The sequence below is a fragment of the Anabaena lutea FACHB-196 genome (assembly GCF_014698305.1).
In the GTDB taxonomy this organism is placed as follows: Bacteria; Cyanobacteriota; Cyanobacteriia; order Cyanobacteriales; family Nostocaceae; genus Anabaena; species Anabaena lutea.
In genome coordinates this window covers 48,049-66,735 of the sequence record NZ_JACJST010000008.1, presented here as the reverse complement: position 1 = coordinate 66,735, position 18,687 = coordinate 48,049, and the positions used below count along the sequence as shown (strand labels likewise).

Annotated in this window: 13 protein-coding genes and 1 tRNA gene; 12 read left to right on the top strand and 2 right to left on the bottom strand. The window is 38.5% G+C overall.

Going from position 1 to position 18,687, the window contains the following annotated elements; genetic code table 11:
- Positions 1-85: 85 nt before the first annotated feature.
- Together H6G59_RS10655 and H6G59_RS10650 are read left to right on the top strand one after the other, a co-directional pair.
- Entirely contained in the window at positions 86-1,354 is a 1,269-nt protein-coding gene (locus H6G59_RS10655) for a tellurite resistance TerB C-terminal domain-containing protein (RefSeq protein WP_242038846.1), read from the top strand.
- 241 nt (positions 1,355-1,595) lie between these two features.
- The gene (locus tag H6G59_RS10650; RefSeq protein ID WP_190714180.1) at positions 1,596-2,921 is read left to right on the top strand and encodes an ATP-binding protein; all 1,326 of its coding nucleotides are present in this window, start codon (positions 1,596-1,598) and stop codon (positions 2,919-2,921) included.
- A 14-nt stretch (positions 2,922-2,935) separates the two neighbouring features.
- On the opposite strand, the gene H6G59_RS10645 is transcribed toward H6G59_RS10650, so the two are convergent.
- On the bottom strand, positions 2,936-4,327 hold the full coding sequence (locus H6G59_RS10645) for a serine/threonine protein kinase (protein ID WP_190714178.1): 1,392 nt from the start codon (positions 4,325-4,327) through the stop codon (positions 2,936-2,938).
- Between the two features lie 141 nt (positions 4,328-4,468).
- Here H6G59_RS10645 and H6G59_RS10640 point away from each other — a divergent pair, with 141 nt between their 5' ends.
- The 3 genes from H6G59_RS10640 (at position 4,469) to H6G59_RS10630 (ending at position 9,178) form a co-directional block, all read left to right on the top strand.
- Positions 4,469-6,631, top strand: a complete 2,163-nt coding sequence (locus H6G59_RS10640) for a DEAD/DEAH box helicase (protein ID WP_190714177.1) — start codon at positions 4,469-4,471, stop codon at positions 6,629-6,631.
- 88 nt (positions 6,632-6,719) lie between these two features.
- Positions 6,720-8,138, top strand: a complete 1,419-nt coding sequence (locus tag H6G59_RS10635) for an FAD-dependent oxidoreductase (RefSeq protein WP_190714175.1) — start codon at positions 6,720-6,722, stop codon at positions 8,136-8,138.
- 209 nt (positions 8,139-8,347) lie between these two features.
- The gene (locus H6G59_RS10630; protein ID WP_190714173.1) at positions 8,348-9,178 is read left to right on the top strand and encodes a metallophosphoesterase; all 831 of its coding nucleotides are present in this window, start codon (positions 8,348-8,350) and stop codon (positions 9,176-9,178) included.
- Positions 9,179-9,901: 723 nt separating this feature from the next.
- Here the strand turns inward: H6G59_RS10630 and H6G59_RS10625 are convergent.
- Positions 9,902-10,480 carry a GNAT family N-acetyltransferase gene (locus H6G59_RS10625; RefSeq protein ID WP_190714171.1) on the bottom strand — a complete coding sequence of 193 codons (579 nt, stop codon included), beginning with the start codon at positions 10,478-10,480 and terminating at the stop codon, positions 9,902-9,904.
- Positions 10,481-10,884: 404 nt separating this feature from the next.
- On the opposite strand from H6G59_RS10625, the gene H6G59_RS10620 reads away from it, so the two are divergent.
- The 7 genes from H6G59_RS10620 (at position 10,885) to H6G59_RS10590 (ending at position 18,619) form a co-directional block, all read left to right on the top strand.
- Positions 10,885-11,982, top strand: coding sequence for a tocopherol cyclase family protein (locus H6G59_RS10620; protein ID WP_190714170.1), 1,098 nt, complete (start codon positions 10,885-10,887; stop codon positions 11,980-11,982).
- A gap of 33 nt (positions 11,983-12,015) precedes the next feature.
- Positions 12,016-12,089, top strand: a tRNA-Arg gene (locus tag H6G59_RS10615).
- Between the two features lie 538 nt (positions 12,090-12,627).
- On the top strand, positions 12,628-13,158 hold the full coding sequence (locus H6G59_RS10610) for a YdcF family protein (RefSeq protein ID WP_190714168.1): 531 nt from the start codon (positions 12,628-12,630) through the stop codon (positions 13,156-13,158).
- A 126-nt stretch (positions 13,159-13,284) separates the two neighbouring features.
- Positions 13,285-14,448, top strand: coding sequence for a GuaB3 family IMP dehydrogenase-related protein (locus H6G59_RS10605; RefSeq protein ID WP_190714166.1), 1,164 nt, complete (start codon positions 13,285-13,287; stop codon positions 14,446-14,448).
- 320 nt (positions 14,449-14,768) lie between these two features.
- On the top strand, positions 14,769-15,122 hold the full coding sequence (gene trxA, locus H6G59_RS10600; protein WP_277872038.1) for a thioredoxin: 354 nt from the start codon (positions 14,769-14,771) through the stop codon (positions 15,120-15,122).
- A gap of 783 nt (positions 15,123-15,905) precedes the next feature.
- Positions 15,906-16,976, top strand: a complete 1,071-nt coding sequence (locus H6G59_RS10595; RefSeq protein ID WP_190714164.1) for an LOG family protein — start codon at positions 15,906-15,908, stop codon at positions 16,974-16,976.
- A 317-nt stretch (positions 16,977-17,293) separates the two neighbouring features.
- Entirely contained in the window at positions 17,294-18,619 is a 1,326-nt protein-coding gene (locus tag H6G59_RS10590; RefSeq protein ID WP_190714162.1) for a D-alanyl-D-alanine carboxypeptidase, read from the top strand.
- The last annotated feature ends 68 nt before the right edge of the window (positions 18,620-18,687 follow it).

Here is an 18,687-nt window from a genome sequence, read left to right as displayed (position 1 = left end):
CAACCATATAGTTAATAAAATGTGAGCAGTAATGACATTAGTAAAACATAATTCGGAAAACTTTAATACACTAAGAACAAGCAAGATGCAATCAGCAATAATCAGTAATCGCTTAATTCTAGGTATAGCTGCCTTTAGTGTGAGTTTTGGTCTAAGCCTCGTCCCCAACTGGGATTTTACTAAAGCCTTAATCACAGGCATGATTACTGTATTAGCTACTTATTCATCTGCCTTATTTGTTGATAAACGTCGCAGAAACTATGAAATGTTAGTCTTAAGTTCTCTCCATAGAAAAATTAGAGAACGTGAAGGATTAAAATCTCGTATCGCTAGAGAAATAAAACAAATAGAAGAGCATCGTACTATTCTCTATAGCGAATCACAACAACTGCAAAATCAAATTGCCGAATGTCGTAATCAAAGAGATAGTCTCCATCGAGATTTAGGGACTTTCGCAGGACAAAAAAAGCAATTAGAATCTGAAATTAGTATTTTAAGCACTGAACTTCATAATCTAGAAAATACTACAGAAGAATTGAAAAATAACTGTTCTACCCTCTCGGCAGAAAAACGCCGTCTAGAATTGAATTGTCATAGTTTACGCGCAGAAATAACCCAACTACAAACTCAAGTAGATGCCTTTCAAGAAGAAAGACAGGAAATCGAAAGTAATTTAACTCTTTTAGGTAGACTTAAACCCCAACTAGAAGAAAAACTCTATGAATTACGAATTGAACTGCAAGAACTAGAAATGCAGATAGTCCAAGAAAATAACTTACTTGTCGATACAAAAACAACTAGAGAAAATTTAGACAATAACTTAATTGCTTTACAGAAACAGACAGCAGCGCAACAATCAGAACTCAACCAAATACAAAACCAAATTTCCTTATTGCAAAGCGAACGTGACTCGTTACAAAGTCAAGTTTGGGAATTACTCCAACAAATGGATACAATCAATCAAGAAATAGGAAATGAAAATCCACAAGAAGAAGATATTGATTTGTTTCCTTTTGATCAATTACTCGAACCGCTATCACTTCTAGATTATGAACCCAACACCTCAGATAATTTACCCACAGAATGGACTGATTTTCTGGAAAATCTCCCAGCATATGAAGTCCAAGTATTAAAAGCCATAGTTGAGCAAGATAATCCCAAGCCTATCATTAAACAAATTGCCGAAGCAAACATCACAATGCCAAATCTATTAATTGACTCCATAAATGAAATCGCCAATAATACTATCGGTGAACTAATTATCGAAACGGGACAAGAAATTCCCGCCATTTATCAAGAACATATACCCAACGTTAAAAAAGTAATAAAAATCTATGAAAAGCCTAGCAAATAAATTTGTTTTATCCAATTAAATAATTTTCTCTAAATAATAAAACTGAATAAAGCAAAAGTTAGTAGTCAGGGCTTTAGCCCTATCAAACCTGGCAATAGAGCGATTAAATTGCTCACTACGACAAAAATATCTTGCATTTAATACTAATTATAAAAACTAGACCCCAAAAGACTTTTTCGACTGTCACCTGTCATATACTGGCTATTTACATAAGCATTGAAAATCGATTAAAATCAACTACATGACAAAACCAAAAATTTCCAAAAAAGTATCCACCGCTTTAATTAACTCTCTTGGTGCAGGAGTAGTCCCTAGAATAGGAATTGAACACATAGCAGTAGGCCGAGAAAAAGAACTTAACAGCCTATTAAACAATCTCAACGATATCGCCGAAGGTGTAGCCGCATTTAGGTTTATAATTGGTAACTACGGCTCCGGTAAAAGCTTCATGCTGCAAATGATTCGTAACCGTGCAATGGAGCAAGGATTTGTAGTTGCTGATGCTGATTTATCCTCTGGACGTAAACTAGCAGGAAGTAACAATGAAGGTTTAGCAACCTATCGAGAATTGATGAGTCGTCTCGCTACAAAAACTCGTCCTGACGGTGGCGCTTTAATTTCTATTTTAGAAGGATGGATTAATAAAATCCAGCAAGAAGTAGCTAAAGAACAGGGAATAAATCCCAATGACGAAGGTTTTGATGAGCAAGTAGAAGCAAAAATTCGAGAAGTAGTTCACTATATTGAAGACTTAGTTCATGGCTTTGATTTTGGTAGTGTAATCATTGCTTATTGGCGTAGTTATCGTTTAGATGATGATGAATTGAAAAATGCGTCTTTGCGCTGGTTGAGGGGAGAATTTAATACCAAAACTGAAGCTAAAGCCGCATTAGGAGTACGGGTTATTATTGATGATGATAGCTGGTTTGATTATATCAAACTATTAGCTAAATTTGTAGCCGAAATAGGCTATAAAGGAATGTTAATTTTAGTAGATGAAGCCGTCAATTTATATCAAATATCCACTACAGTCACTCGTGAAAAAAACTATAATAGACTATTATCAATGTTCAACGACACCATGCAATGTAAAGCCGAAAATCTGGGTATTTTCATTGGGGGAACAACTAAATTTTTAGAAGACCCAAATCGGGGACTTTTTGCTGACCAAGCTTGGCGTAGACGCACAAAAGAAAGTCGTTTTTCTACCCAAGTCGGTGTACAAGAATATATGAGTCCAGTTATTCGACTCAATCCTTTAACTGAAACAGAAATATTATCACTGTTGCAACGATTAACAGAAATCCATGCTCTCAATTTTGGTTATGAAAAGACTTTAACAAATAGGGAGTTAAAGGAATTTGTCCAAGAAATTATCAGTCGTTTAGGTGCAGAAGCTTTACTAACACCAGGAGAAATTATTCGCGATTTTATTAGTGTCTTACATCTTCTCCATCAAAATCAAGAAATTAACTTTAGTGAATTGATTCATGGTTCTAATTTTAAGCCTACTACTGTAGGTAATAGTGAAAATACAGATGGAGATGCAGCTGAATTTAGTTTGTGATTAAGGACTTTCTCTTAACTTCTAGTAATTGGTAATTTTAGCCAATTGCTAATTTCTTCAGCTAACCAATCAAGTTCTAGAGTACTGATAGCAAAAGTATTATTTTCACCAGTATGAATTTTATACTTTTGCATTCCTGACCAGATAATTAAACAAGCTTGAGGTTTATTGTTGTAGTAAGTATGAGTTATCTCTAAGCGAACAATATATTTTTTCAGACTAGGAAGTGGATGATGTCGCTCAATACCAAACAATTCATAATATGAAGAAATGTGTGTCCTATTGATATGCAGGGTTTTATTGCCAAAAAAGCACATACAAATGACAAGAAATAATATTAACAAACTAACTGGAATCAGCAGAGGTGAAATGATTCTAAACATCGGCAACAACATTAAAAATGAAAGCGGTAAAACTACCTTACAATACCAAGAAAACATCATCACTATTTTGGAAAATCCACCCACTGGAGGGATGATAATTTCTATAAAATCAGCATTTTTATACAAACTCACTTTACTCCCAAATGGTTTTCCTAAAACTGAATTAGATATCTTGACTGGAGTTTGAGTTTTATTTTTAGGTAGTGCTAAAGCTTGTAAAGCCTGTTCAGCAGAAGCCAATCTTTTACTCAAAATAGGTTGTGTCATCTTCCGCAACCAACTGCTAAAACCCGGACTAATATTAGCTGCTGCTTCAAATTTAATAACTAAATCTTGTTGTGGTAAATCTGCTGGATGTTCACCTGTTACTAAATAAATTAAAGTTGCACCCAAACCATAAAGATCAGAAGCAGGAGTAGCTTTACCATTAAATTGTTCAGGGGGCATATACCCATAGCTACCAACAACAGTCATCGTGCTGTTTGTTCTAGCAATAGTTTGCACTGAGCCAAAATCTACTAAATAAACCTCTCCAACGCTATTACCAGAGCGATTTGTCAACAGTATATTACTAGGCTTGATATCGCGGTGAATTACAGGTGGTTGACGACCGTGTAAATATTTAAGAATTTCTAGTATTGCTGTCGCTAATTGTTTAACTTCTTCCTCACTAAAACTACGTCCTGCTTTCAGTTGTGTTTCTAAAGATTCAGCGGGAATATAACTTTGTACGAGCGCAAAACCTTTGTAGTCAGGGTTATCTAACTCAAAGTAGTCTAGGTAACGGGGAATTGCTGGGTGGGAGATAGTTTTCAGAGTTTCGGCTTCACGTTCAAACAGCTTCAAGTCGTGCCATTGAAATTCATCATTAAACGAAAGTAGTTTCACTACTACTAGTTCCTGGGTTTGCAAATCACGAGTCAACAGCGTCTTCCGTCCTGCTTTTTTGCCCAGTTGCTGCTGTACTTCGTAGCGTTCGCAGAGCGTCTCTTTGGCAAAATCACCTAAATCTTGATTTGTCATTTGGCAGTTTTTTAGAACTTTTTTATTTTTAGAAGTTTACTCCTTGTTACTAGATTACTGTAAGCTTACTTAAACTGCCAACTAGCATCAGAGTCAGTGTTATTTCTGAAATTATTATTACATCTGAAATCCCAAATTAATATGAGTAACAGCACTTTTTCTAGACTTGCACCTTTCATTCAAGAATATATTTATCTTCACAATTGGACAGAATTACGACCAGTGCAAATTGCTGCTTGTGAGGTGATCTTTGAAACCGATGCTCATTTACTAGTTGCTGCGGCTACCGCTGCGGGAAAAACAGAAGCCGCATTTTTACCAATTTTAACTTTATTACACGAACAACCAACTGCTACAATAGGTGCATTGTATATTAGTCCTATCAAAGCTTTAATAAATGACCAATTTGAACGCCTTAATGACTTATTAAAAGCTGCAGATATATCAGTATGTTCTTGGCATGGTGATGTATCTCAAAGTCGCAAAAACAAACTTTTAAAAAATCCCCAAGGAATTCTGCAAATTACACCAGAATCTCTAGAAAGTTTATTGATTAACAAAAATAATGAATTATTTCGACTTTTCGCTGATTTGCGTTTTATCATCATTGATGAAATTCACGCTTTTATGGGTTCAGAACGTGGTGATCAAATTATTTGTCAATTGCAGCGTTTAGCAAAAATCACGCAAATACAACCACGCCGCATTGGTTTATCAGCAACTCTTGGTGATTACTCAATGGCTGAAAAATGGTTAGCTTCGGGAACAGATAAGCCAGTCATTACTCCCAAGATTGAAGCTGGTAAACGCCAAATAAAATTAGCTATAGAACATTTCTATGTTGAAAAAGAAGCGGAAAATTCAGCATACGAGCAATATATTTTTAATGCCACTAAATCTCGTAAATGTCTAATATTTGCTAACAACCGTACTCAAACAGAATCTATTATTGCTTCTCTACGCCAAATAGCTCAAAAAGAAGGATTTCCAGACATATATCATGTACATCATGGTAGCATTTCCGCCAGTTTACGACAAGCTGCGGAAAATGCCATGCGTGAACCAAATCACCCTGCTGTCACTGCTGCCACATTAACCTTAGAATTAGGTATAGATATTGGTGAATTAGAACGAGTCATACAATTAGAATCACCTTTATCTGTTGCCAGTTTTCTACAAAGATTGGGACGCAGTGGCAGAAGAGGTGAATCGGCGGATATGCGTTTTGTTTGTGCAGAAGAACAACCATTATCAGAGGCTTCTTTACCTGAACAAATTCCTTGGCAACTTTTGCAGTGTATCGCTATTATTCAACTTTATTTAGAAGAACGTTGGCTAGAACCAATCAAACCGATTAAATATCCTTTAAGTTTACTTTATCATCAAACCCTGAGTATTTTAGCAGCAACTGGGGAGCTTTCACCCGCTGCTTTAGCTAAACAAATTTTTAGCTTACTACCATTTATTAATATCTCTCAAACTGATTATAAATTATTACTACAGTATTTAATTGATATTAATCACATTCAAAAAACTGAACAAGGTAAATTAATTATCGGTTTATTAGGAGAAAAAATAGTCAACAAATTTCAGTTTTATGCTGTCTTTGCTGATAGTCAAGAATATGTCGTTAAACAAGGAGCAACGGAAATTGGTAGTATTGTCACACCACCTCCTGTTGGTAATCAATTTGCTTTAGCTGGAAGAAGTTGGGAAGTTATAGAAGTTGACTTCCAAAAAAAGGCTATTTTCGTTAAACAAGCTGAGGGTAAAGCTACTATTTATTGGCGTGGTGGTAGTGGTACTATTCATACCCGAATTTTGCAACGTATGCGGCAGGTTTTATTAGAAAATACAGAATATAGCTATTTACAAAAAAATGCTAAATTACGTTTACAGGAAATTCGTCAACTAACGCGAAAGGCTGGATTAGATCAACAAAATATTCTGCTTTTAGAAAAAAATAAATGCTGCATCTTTCCTTGGATGGGTACTGTGGCTTATCGCACGTTAGAAAGATTGCTTAACTCCTTTTGTCGAGAATCTTTAGAAATTATCAGTATTGGTGGGATAAATCCTTATTATTTGACTTTAAAATTAGGGAAAAATAAATTCTCATCTGTTTATCCAGAAATTTATTCTTTATGTGAGCAAAGAATTACAGCAGAACATTTAGTTAGTCATGCAGAAGCACCAGAATTACAAAAGTATGATAAATTTATTCCCGATGAACTTTTAAGGAAAGCTTTTGTGAATGATTATTTAGATATGGAGGAACTGAGACAACAGATTTTACTTTGGTAAAGAGAGAAAAGTTAAAGTGCTATTATCGTTGTGGTCATATTAACAAAGCAATTGTGTAAAACTTGTATCCAAAAAGGTGAATTACAATATGGGTTCCGCCAATAGTTGCATAGCTACAGAAAAAACCGCAGTTGTCATGGGAGGAAGTATTGCGGGAATGCTGACGGCTCAGGTACTGACGAAGCATTTTGACCGTGTAATCATTGTAGAACGGGATTTGCTTAAAGAAGCAGCTGAACAAACAGAACAACGCCCTGGTGTACCCCAATCCTTTCATGCTCATGCGTTACTGATGCGGGGTCAGCAAATTCTAGAATATTTGTTTCCTGGTATCGTCACTGAATTAGCAGATTCAGACGCATCGGTTATCAATTGGACAGCAGATTGTCTTTGGTTGAGTATTCGCGGTTGGGTTCCCCGCTTTGATTCTCAACTAATTACCCGCACCTGTAGCCGAAATTTGCTGGAGTGGACTATCCGCAAACGTTTGACTGCAAATGAGCGTGTGGAGTGGAGGTCAGCAACACAAGTAACGGGCTTACTTACCAATCAAGTCAGTGTGACGGGTGTGCGGATACGCACTGCTAACGAACCGGAAGTAGAGATATTTGCTGATGTAGTGGTGGATGCAACTGGACGAAATTCACGCACACCTCATTGGTTACAAGCAATGGGCTATGAACCACCCCAGGAAACAGTTGTCAATTCTTTTTTAGGTTACGCTAGTCGCTGGTATGAGATTCCGGCTGATTTGCAAAAAGATTGGAACGCTGTGTATATAACAACACAAGCACCTGGTACTCGTGGGGGCGTGATTTATCAAGTCGAAGGTAATCGCTGGATTATCACATTAGTTGGTGTTGGTCGGGATTATCCACCTACGGATGAGGCAGGTTTTTTAGAATTTGCTCGTAGTTTGCGATCGCCTATTATCTACGAAACTATCAAAAAAATCCAACCCCTGTCACCAATTTATGCCTATAAACGCACAGAAAACTGTCTGCATCATTATGAAAAACTGTCTCGATTTCCAGAAAATTTCCTAGTAGTGGGTGATGCTGTCTGTAGCTTCAATCCCGTTTACGGTCAAGGTATGACTACCGCTGCTTTAGGTGCTATGACTCTGGATGAATGTTTAAGTCAACAAGGTAATTTAATTGGTCTATCCCGAAGATTTCAAAAGCAACTCAACAAGGTCATTAGCGTACCTTGGATGATAGCTACGGGTGAGGATTTCCGTTGGTCTACCACAGAGGGAGGACAAACCAGTTTAATCAACAAACTGATGCAGAAGTATTTAGAACAAGTATTGATGCTGCAAAGCCAAAGTCCGGAAGTTCATCAATTATTTTTAGAAGTAATGCATATGCAAAAGCAACCCAGGGCATTTTTCCATCCCCGCATCTTGATGCAGGTTTTGAAACAAATTTTCACTTCTCAAGGTCAAGGAGAAAATTTGACTAATGGAGAAAGTTTAGCAACATCTCTACCTGCGGTTGTGGAATAATTTTTTTTGGGAATTTTTCAGTAGGGGCGGGGTTTCCCCGCCCTCGATTGTATTGCTAAAATTTGAATAACCTTTAAATCAAACAAGTATAAACACGCTAAGGTATCCAACTTTCATGAAATTTCCAAAAAGTTACTCCATAGATACAAACTAATCAATTAATTTTCGCTAGACTATAAGCCCTACTATTAAAAATTATTAACCGCCTTATGCACAGGTTATTATCTGGACCGTTGAGTACTGAGAAATTAACGGTTAAGATTGCGGGATTACCTGCATCATTACAAGGTATAAAACTGGTGCAGATGTCAGATTTTCATTACGATGGTGTGCGATTATCAGATAAAATGCTAGAAAGAGCGATCGCACTCAGCAACCAAGAACAACCAGATTTAGTTCTCTTAACTGGTGACTACATCACTACAACACCAGAACCTATTCAGCAACTAGCAAAAAACCTCAAACATCTGGAAAGTCGTTGTGGTGTCTATGCTGTATTGGGGAACCATGATATATGTTATGTCAATTCAAAATCTGAAGTTACAAAAGCACTGACAAAAATTGGTATTCATGTCCTCTGGAACGAAATCGCTTATCCATTAGGAAAAGAATTACCACTAATAGGACTAGCAGACCGTTACTCACAGGAATTCAATCCTACACTAGTCATGAATCAGCTAGACCCTACTACACCGCGTATAGTTCTATCCCACAACCCAGATACAGCAGAAACATTGCAAAAATGGCGCGTAGATTTGCAATTATCTGGTCATACTCACGGTGGACAAATCGTGATTCCCGGTCTAGGCCCAGCAGTGTATTTTTACAAAAAAATCCTGCGAAAAATACCTATCAAAATCCGGCGTAAAGTGTCATTTTTGCGAAAAAATTACTCTATTCTCCACCATTGGGAATGGTCACAAGGCTTACATCAAATAGGCAAAAATCAGCTATATGTTAATCGTGGTTTAGGAACTTATTTCCCCGGAAGATTATTTTGTCCACCAGAAGTGACTATAATTACCTTACAAAGTGAATAACATCTAGGATTATTGAGTTATATCAAAATATATGAGAACAAACATCATATTTAATTACAGCTATTATTAGGAATTTAGTCCCACTCAACAAGGACTTATTACAACAGAAACCGCTGAAGTTGCGACCGATCTACATCAGCAACTTACAGCGGCTTCATCATCAAGCAAGAATTTAATAAAATGGGATAACCCGAATTAACTACATCAACTAAGGTGAACCTGATTCGCAATCAACTACTCAGGATTGTGTATCCTTCATTCTAACTAGGCAGGCATTTCTGGCTATGAGTTCAAACACCTCCAATCACAACTCGATGAAATCAAGGCGAAAACATATTGTACAGGAAGCCACAACCTAACAGTTATTGCGAAGGCATTAGAGCAGGAGGTACAGGCTCTAACTCGAAAGTTTTTGTTTGACTTTTAACTTTTTCGTACCTTGCTCTTAATCTAGCATGAGTTTTTTCATCTGTGCCGTATATTTACTAAAGTTGAACTTCATTAAAGTATTGCAATAATTCCTGAAATATTTCTTAATGTTTTTTTCACTTTTTATCTCTTTTGTCTTTGCCTCCGTCTCCCATAAGGGATTCACAACTCCAATAGGATTGCTATAGGACTTACGCAAGATGTGACTGAAAACCTTATTCCTGTGTAGCGGTAATTCATGAATTACCACTACTTTGGTTCTGTTTTGCGTAAGTCCTAATATAATGAATGCTACTAATTTAAATTGCAGAGCAATAAATAATTTAGAACTACTAATTCCGCATCGTCTTTAGGCAATTCTAAATATTTTAAATTCTGGTAGCTGATATCATGCCCTAAATTAACGAAATGCATTTTCTCATAAAATTTTTCTGCTTTTTCTACAGAATGTAAACCTATTCTCCCTTGAAATCCAAAATTGATACTATGTATAACTGCAAATGTTGTCAAAGTTGTTCCTACTCCTTTAAAATCTGGTGGATCTTGGATCTCTAAACGGTTCCAAGGAGCGACATTTAATAAATTTAAGTAAAGCAAATTTTTACTTGGTTCTAACATTGATAAGTAATTAGAAGTTAAGCAAATTACACCCTGAGTCATGCAATTACATTCCAAAACATAGAATTTTGTATCTGATTCTCCTTTTTGAAAATAGGTTCTGAAGTCTAAATTTTGATCCCAGCAATTATTATGTTTAAGTTGGGGTTTCCAAATTAATTCTATTTCTTCAATATGCCTCGGAGTGATAGGTAAAATAGTTGCTTCAACATATTTATTCTCCACATTCCGTAAAATTTTTACCCGCTCTTTCATAGTTCCAATACTCCTGGCTCTTCAAAAATCCGATACCTTGAAAATCAAGTATTTATACTTATCTTACCTGACCTACGTAACTACGGTAGTTATACTTGAATTTACTTGTATTCTAGCTTATAAAAGATACAAAATTATAAAAAACCATCCGGACTATTACTATAAGACAATCACATTGTTTAAGGTTGCCAACTTACTTATAAGTGATAGCCTACAAGGATAGTAGCCGTATCTAAACAATAAAACTCGTTTTTACGGTTTAATAAAGTATTTATTTTCGATTACACGTACGTACAGTGGGGCTGTGTAGTGGCGGCTTGTATTTGCCCAAAACTTTTGAGACATCCTCTTGTGTTAAAACATGAACATGACTCATACTGAAAATAGGCAACAAATCACAACCGATGATTACTATTCCCAAAAACTTCTTAGACTTAACCCAAACACCCCACAGCGGCTACCATTGGGACGGAAGTAGTCGCCGCTTCTTTGAAGGCTGGTATTATCGCGTTACATTGCCCGAAATTGGGCAAACCATTGCCTTCATGTACTCCATCGAAGATCCCATCGGTAATCAGCCTTATAGTGGCGGTGCAGCCCAAATCCTGGGCATAAATGATGAGTATCTCTGTCGTACTTTTCCTGATGTCAACAAATTTTGGGCGAGTCAGGATGTCTTAGCTTTGGGACATTGGGGAAAAACAGACCTACAAATTTCCCCCCAATATCTAGCCCCCACGGAATTTGAGCATCATATTCAACAAGGCTATCAAGCCACCGCGACCTTAAACCAAGGCATAATTACAGATCATGGAACAGGTAATTATTGCCGATGGCAGTATGAGATTACACCCGTATACGCTTGGGGTAATCAAAATAATATTCAGCAATCAACCGCCGGGTGGTTATCATTTTCTCAGATATTTGAACCAGGATGGCAAATTTTAATGGCTCACGGTTTAGCCACCGGTTTTATAGACTGGAATGGTAAAATCTATGAATTCACCAACGCCCCAGCTTACGGAGAAAAAAATTGGGGTGGTGCTTTTCCCCAAAAATGGTTTTGGCTTAATTGTAATTATTTTGACGACGAACCAGACTTAGCATTAACTGCCGGAGGGGGAAGACGTGGTGTATTGTGGTGGATGGAATCTGTAGCCATGATTGGGATACATTACCAAGGCAAATTTTATGAATTCGTTCCCTGGAATTCACAAGTAAACTGGGAAATTCATCCTTGGGGAAGATGGCAAATGCAAGCCAAAAACTCTCACTATGAGGTTGAATTGACAGGAACTACCGATTTACCAGGTACGCCCCTACGCGCACCCACAACCGATGGGTTAGCATACTGTTGTCGAGACACCATGCAAGGAAAACTAGATTTAGAATTGCGAGAACTAAATGGCAGCAAATCTAAAATTATTCTCAAGGCACAAAGTCATCTTTGTGGTTTAGAAGTTGGTGGCGGTATTTGGGAAAATATTTGGCAGTCTTCCTAAAACTACTGCTATAATTGTAAATGCTTCATAGTTGGGGTTGTAGCTCAGTTGGATAGAGCGGACGCCTCCTAAGCGTCAGGTCGTGCGTTCAAGTCGCACCAGTCCCGTATTTTTACTGCAAGCTCAGATGTTTTTAGTTTTAGCAGCATCGAGTGCAGTTTTGTGATCAAAAACCTCTCTGAATTCGTCTTGGAGAGGGAAAATTTGATGATTCACCACAATTTTTCCGGATAAAATTTATAGTGAATGAACATTTCATTTATTAGAGGGCTAAAATTTTAACAACCTTCTCAGTAACAATTCACATCAGTGCATGAAGGTGAAATGAATATATTAATTAGTTTCCAAAATAGATCCTGTTTATTTTCATGATCTAAAAAAATTCAATCAAGAAATGGGTTTCCACCCCTATGATATATTTTCAAATATGGGTTAGTATAATTCATCAAAGATAGCATTACTATATTTATGGTGTAGTTCAATACATATCCACATAAAAATTTGCCAAATCTTAATTTGGGTATAATTTGCTTAAACTTCCTACTCTGCATAACTTTATAATTTTTAGAGAAAATCCTGGTCTTCACAGACTTACTTTATAGAGCCTTGAATAAGCTACTGTTTACAGGTAAATCTTTGCGACTTATGTCTTTTATTCTACCATTCTTACTGTGGTGGGGATACAAAGAAGTACAAAACCAATTTGTACAACCGCAAGCAATGTTAGTTTTAGGTGGTTCCACGAGAAGTTTAGAAAGGGAAAAATTTACAGCAGATTTTGCGCGTAAGCATCCCAATATACCGATATGGATTACTGGAGGTAGTCCACCTACATATACTAAACAAGTGTTTACCAAAGCAGGAGTTGATCCCCGGCGTTTGCACTTGGACTATGAAGCCGTAGATACAGTTACTAATTTTACTACCTTGGTAGATGATTTGAAATCTCGCGGCATTAAAAGAGTTTATTTAATTACTTCCGACTTTCATATGCGTCGTGCTTGTGTTATCGGTGAAATTATTTTAGGTAGTCGGGGTATTTATTTTCAAGCCGTGTCAGTTCCTTCACAAAAATCGCCAGAACCCATTGAAAAATCGATCCGTGATGGAGCTAGAGCTATTCTGTGGGTAGCGACTGGCTATACAGGCGCAGATCAAGCTAAAAATAGAAGATAAATGGGGATTCGGAATTCAGGAAAAACCAATTTCCAGTCCCCCATACCCTATCTCCTAGAAAAAATCCCTGCCAATATCCCCACAATTTGATACCCTAGCTTAAACAGATTTGAGAAAAGTGAAAGCGTGGAAATTCAACTTGGGCGGGGAAAAATAGCTCGTAGAGCTTATGGAATTGATGAAATTGCTCTAGTCCCCGGTAACAGAACACTCGATCCGAGTTTGGCAGATACTAAGTGGACTATTGGCAATATTGAACGAGAAATCCCCATTATTGCCAGTGCAATGGATGGTGTTGTCGATGTCAATATGGCTGTCCGTTTGTCCCAGTTAGGCGCTTTAGGCGTGATTAATTTAGAGGGTATCCAAACTCGCTATGCCGACCCCGAACCGATTTTAGATCGGATTGCCTCCGTCGGTAAAGAAGAATTTGTGGCCCTAATGCAAGAACTCTATGCCGAACCAATAAAGCCGGAATTAATTGAAAAACGTATTCAGGAAATTAAACAACAAGGCGGTATTGCGGCAGTGAGTGCTACTCCAGCCGGTGCTAGTAAATTTGGTGAAGTAGTCGCCAAAGCTGGGGCGGATTTATTTTTTATCCAAGCTACGGTAGTTTCTACAGCCCACTTGTCCCCAGAGTCGATCATTCCCCTTGATTTAGCTGAATTTTGCCGTTCTATGCCCATTCCTGTGGCGCTGGGCAATTGTGTAACCTATGAAGTCACATTGGATTTGATGAAAGCCGGTGCAGCGGCAGTATTGGTGGGAATTGGACCTGGTGCTGCTTGTACATCTCGTGGGGTATTGGGCGTGGGTGTACCACAAGCAACAGCGATCGCAGATTGTGCCGCAGCCCGAGATGATTATTATCGGGAAACTGGTAAATATATCCCTGTAATTGCTGATGGTGGTTTAATTACAGGCGGAGACATTTGTAAGTGTATCGCCTGCGGTGCTGATGGTGTCATGATTGGTTCTCCCTTTGCTAGAGCCGCTGAAGCCCCAGGAAGGGGTTATCATTGGGGCATGGCCACTCCAAGCCCAGTTCTGCCTCGTGGTACTCGTATTCGTGTGGGTACTACCGGTACTCTAGAGCAAATACTCACGGGTCCTGCTGGACTAGATGATGGGACTCATAATCTAGTCGGAGCCTTAAAAACTAGCATGGGTACATTAGGAGCCAAAAATATTAAAGAAATGCAGCAAGTTGAAGTTGTGATTGCTCCTTCACTGTTAACCGAAGGCAAAGTCTATCAAAAAGCCCAACAATTAGGCATGGGTAAGTAAAGCTACTGGGGAACGGGGACGCGGAGATGGGGAGACGCGGTGACGCGGAGAAATAATTACCTACTGCCCCCTGCCCTCTGTCACCTGCCACCAAAAAATTTTTCCAGCGCCCTCAACAATCACTGGAAAAATCCTATATGTCGCCTACAATAGAAATAGCGGAGACGCATGTTTCCGTTCACTCCTCACACCACACTCCGCCCGGACTACTGTTCGGGCGGTTCCTTATGATCATGCATAAATTTTATAGCTTCTTTGCAAATGTACATTCTTAGCTTTCGAGCATCCGTTTTTGCTATGGTAGAATTTTCACGAAACTCATCAAATACAATAGGCAAAGGTTTTTAGGCATGTCAGCAGCTACACAAGTCACAGACTCCAGTTTTGATCAAGAAGTAATTAATAGCGATGTACCTGTTTTAGTTGACTTTTGGGCTCCCTGGTGTGGCCCCTGCCGGATGGTAGCTCCTGTTGTCGATGAAATAGCATCGCAGTATGAAGGTCAACTCAAGGTAGTAAAAGTCAATACTGATGAGAATCCTCAAGTTGCCGGTAAATATGGTATCCGCAGCATTCCCACATTAATGATTTTTAAAGATGGACAAAAAGTAGATATGGTTGTCGGTGCTGTGCCGAAAACTACATTAGCTACTACTTTAGAGAAGTATCTTTGAACCTCAATCGTTTACAAAATGCTATTGAGTTGTCCATTTGATCTAGTGTTAGGTGAATATTTATCAGCTAGTTTTAGAGGCGCAAAATTCGTGTCTCTGGACAACTTTATTTTCAAATAAGAGGGATGTGTCTCTTTAACGAGATACATCCATACTTTATTGGGATACTAGGATTAATTTCTGGCAATTTGGTAATGTGGGGATAATTCAAAAATCAAACTTAAATAATTCGTAATAATGCTTACAGCAGGCTACGCCAACGTAATTCGTAATTAGGGGTCCCTGTTCGCGGATCGTGTGGTTAGGCATATAACCATAAAACGTATATAAATCAAGGAATTGAGGGGAATAAACGGCTTTGTCAGGTGCAAAAAATAGACATTAAACCCATCAAAAACCAATCACTTTCCTTTCCTTGAATTATTCTTAATGCTTCTAATTCTGAATTTTGACTCCTGACCCTAACGAAAAGACTTTTATGGCTTACGCCAAGCTACGCTATCAGCAAACCCTCATTAATCTCAAATTTCTTGATGCCAATCATTTAAAGTTTTGGAATTAAAAAATATTTACTCAAAATAAAATCCCCTTATTTTATCCCAACTAAGATTTTCCTGTTCCCTATCCCAAGTAGAGAATTTATTTTGCACAACTACTGATTATTTTGTATCATCATAACAATTTGAAAATTCAAAATTTAATCTCACGGGAGTTTTAGTATTTTTCTGACAAATTAGGCACAAAATTTAGATAAAATATAATGCCATCATTACGGCTATTCTCATGACCTCATCTGCGTCGTTTGACTACTTAGAGTCTCTCCAAGCCGATATGGCTGAATTGATAGATCGTTTACCGACCTTAAAACATCGGCAATTTATCCAACAGGCACTTGCCACCATAATTCGTCTAGCTGATAGTGAAATTGAGCGTCTTGACTGGAAGATATTATCCGCCGCTTTAGCAGACATGGAAGGCGGTTTTCAGCTTTTTTATGGCTACCGTCATGTTCGCAAAATCACTATTTTTGGTTCTGCCCGTTTAGCACCAGAAACCCCTGAATACCAGATAGCACTTCAGTTTGCTCGCGCTGTTTCTCAATTGGGATTTATGGTCATGACAGGTGGTGGTGGTGGTATCATGCAGGCGGGGCAAGAAGGTGCTGGGCGAGAAAATTCTTTTGGCTTAAATATTCAGTTACCTTTTGAACAACAGGCCAACCCTTTTATTGAAGGTGATCCGAAACTGATTCACTTCAAATATTTCTTTACTCGCAAGCTATTTCTGCTCAAAGAAAGTGACGCTGTGGCTTTATTTCCCGGTGGGTTTGGCACTCAAGATGAAGCTTTTGAATGTATGACATTAAGCCAAACAGGAAAATTTGGTCCAGTTCCTTTGGTTTTAATAGATACCCCTGGTGGTGATTACTGGCGCTCGTGGAGTAAATATGTTGATGAGCAATTGGTAAAAACAGGGCTTGTTAGTCCGGATGATCCTAGTTTATACACCATCACAGATAATCTGGAAGTTGCTTGTAATGCAATTACCCAGTTTTACCAGGTTTATCACTCTAGTCGCTATGTAGGTGATCAGTTAGTCATCCGTCTGAGACAAGATTTATCAGATGCTGACGTAGAACGACTAAATACTGACTTTAAGGACATTCTTGTTAAGGGCAAAATCGCAAAAAGTCAGACATTACCTCAAGAAGGACAAGATGAAACATCTGAATTACCTCGCCTAATTTTATACTTCAATCAGCGAGACTTAGGGCGTTTGTATCAGATGATTGCAGCCATTAATCAAATGGGTACTCCTTCGGAAGAGGAAGCAGCACACCCAGAAAGGAAGTAAGCTCTACTCGATTAAAAAAACTGGCTGAAGTTAAGTAGGGTAAAGAGGGTAAGCAAATACGTTTGGTGAAAACTATGACTAGTATGTTGATAGGATTTTGGAGTTTAGATTTTTAGATTTTGGATTCTAAAAGACGGCGTAGCATAAGCTTTATTTATTGCTGATTAGCATAAATACAGCTTGTATATTAAGCTGTCCATTATTGACTACTTTTCTACTTGAAAAGCATTCCCAGTGCAAAAAACTCCAATTCAAAGGCGTGATAGCCCAGCAAAGTAAACAATATAAAAATTTGAAACAAGATAGAGGAATTAAATATGCTGGAATTATTAGGTTCAGGTTTGGTTTCGCTTTGGCTAGACATGGCTGGAGTGAAGATTAAGCCTTTAGATGCTTTAGATGCATTGGCTTGGCAAAGTAGCCCTGGCTTTGTTATTGCTCCTGATCCTAATCCAGCAGGTGCTATGACAGTGCAGCAATATCTCAAGGAGTTGATTACCTCGAAGTTGGTAGCCCAGAATCTGATGCCACATCAGGGTATTTGGTTGCAGTCAGGTCCTATGCTGATGGCTAATCACCAAGGGACTATACCTTTACCAGCTGCATCTTTAACTAAGATTGCAACTTCATTAGCCACTTTTAAAACTTGGGGTCCAGACCATCAATTTGATACTTTGATCAGTGCAACAGGCCCCGTAGTCAATGGCGTAGTACAGGGTGATTTGGTGATTACAGGTGGTAATGATCCGATGTTTGTGGGAGAAGAAGCGATCGCTCTTGGTAATACTCTCAACAAAATCGGCATTAAGCAAGTAAAGGGAAATTTGGTAATTATTGGCAATTTTGCCATGAATTTTCAACGTCAGCCCCTGTTGGCCGGTCAATTGCTCAAGCAAGCCCTGAATCACAAGACTTGGAATCGTTCTGTGGTTTACCAATACTCAATCATGCCTAAGGGAACACCCAAGCCCCAAGTTGTTATTGCTGGTACTGTTAAAGTAGAAGCACAGCCCAAACCCCAACAAACCTTACTGGTACGTCATCGCTCTTTACCCTTAAAGCAACTGATTAAGGAGATGAATGTTTACAGTAATAACGATATTGCAGAAATGTTAGCGGATACAGTGGGGGGAGCAACTGTAGTTAAAGCCACGGCCGCTAATCTTGCTCAAGTACCACAGTCGGAAATTCAGTTAATTAATGGTTCTGGACTAGGACGCGAAAATCGTATTTCCCCTAGAGCAGCTTGTGCTATGCTAATGGCGCTGCAAAGAGAAGCATCAGCCCATCAGTTAACTCTGGGTGACTTATTCCCTATGTCTGGCTTTGATGATCGGGGGACACTGCACGCTAGACACCTACCAATTGCGACTGTAATGAAAACTGGCACTCTTAATGATGTGAGTGCTTTAGCCGGAGTTGTACCCACACGCGATCGCGGTTTAGTCTGGTTTGCGATCATCAATCGTGGTGGTAATGTATCGGGTTTCCGTGCTGAACAGGATAAACTTTTGCAACACCTCGTCAAACAATTGCAAGTATCTGCCGGCATACCTCATGCCCTTGCTCCCCACTCTCCTAAGAATTCTTTACCACAATTAGGTGCAGGGAGCCGAAATGAAATCTTGTTGAAAAGTTCGTAAATAGGGAACAGGGAACAGGGAACAGGGAACAGGTGACAGGTGACAGGTGACAGGTAATTCTTAATTTT

Excerpts from the sequence above, each read along its gene's own strand:
- H6G59_RS10655 (WP_242038846.1), top strand. The coding sequence starts at position 86 with ATGCAATCAGCAATAATCAGTAATCGCTTAATTCTAGGTATAGCTGCC.
- H6G59_RS10650 (WP_190714180.1), top strand. The coding sequence starts at position 1,596 with ATGACAAAACCAAAAATTTCCAAAAAAGTATCCACCGCTTTAATTAAC.
- H6G59_RS10645 (WP_190714178.1), bottom strand. The coding sequence starts at position 4,327 with ATGACAAATCAAGATTTAGGTGATTTTGCCAAAGAGACGCTCTGCGAA.
- H6G59_RS10640 (WP_190714177.1), top strand. The coding sequence starts at position 4,469 with ATGAGTAACAGCACTTTTTCTAGACTTGCACCTTTCATTCAAGAATAT.
- H6G59_RS10635 (WP_190714175.1), top strand. The coding sequence starts at position 6,720 with ATGGGTTCCGCCAATAGTTGCATAGCTACAGAAAAAACCGCAGTTGTC.
- H6G59_RS10630 (WP_190714173.1), top strand. The coding sequence starts at position 8,348 with ATGCACAGGTTATTATCTGGACCGTTGAGTACTGAGAAATTAACGGTT.
- H6G59_RS10625 (WP_190714171.1), bottom strand. The coding sequence starts at position 10,480 with ATGAAAGAGCGGGTAAAAATTTTACGGAATGTGGAGAATAAATATGTT.
- H6G59_RS10620 (WP_190714170.1), top strand. The coding sequence starts at position 10,885 with ATGATTACTATTCCCAAAAACTTCTTAGACTTAACCCAAACACCCCAC.
- H6G59_RS10610 (WP_190714168.1), top strand. The coding sequence starts at position 12,628 with ATGTCTTTTATTCTACCATTCTTACTGTGGTGGGGATACAAAGAAGTA.
- H6G59_RS10595 (WP_190714164.1), top strand. The coding sequence starts at position 15,906 with ATGACCTCATCTGCGTCGTTTGACTACTTAGAGTCTCTCCAAGCCGAT.
- H6G59_RS10590 (WP_190714162.1), top strand. The coding sequence starts at position 17,294 with ATGCTGGAATTATTAGGTTCAGGTTTGGTTTCGCTTTGGCTAGACATG.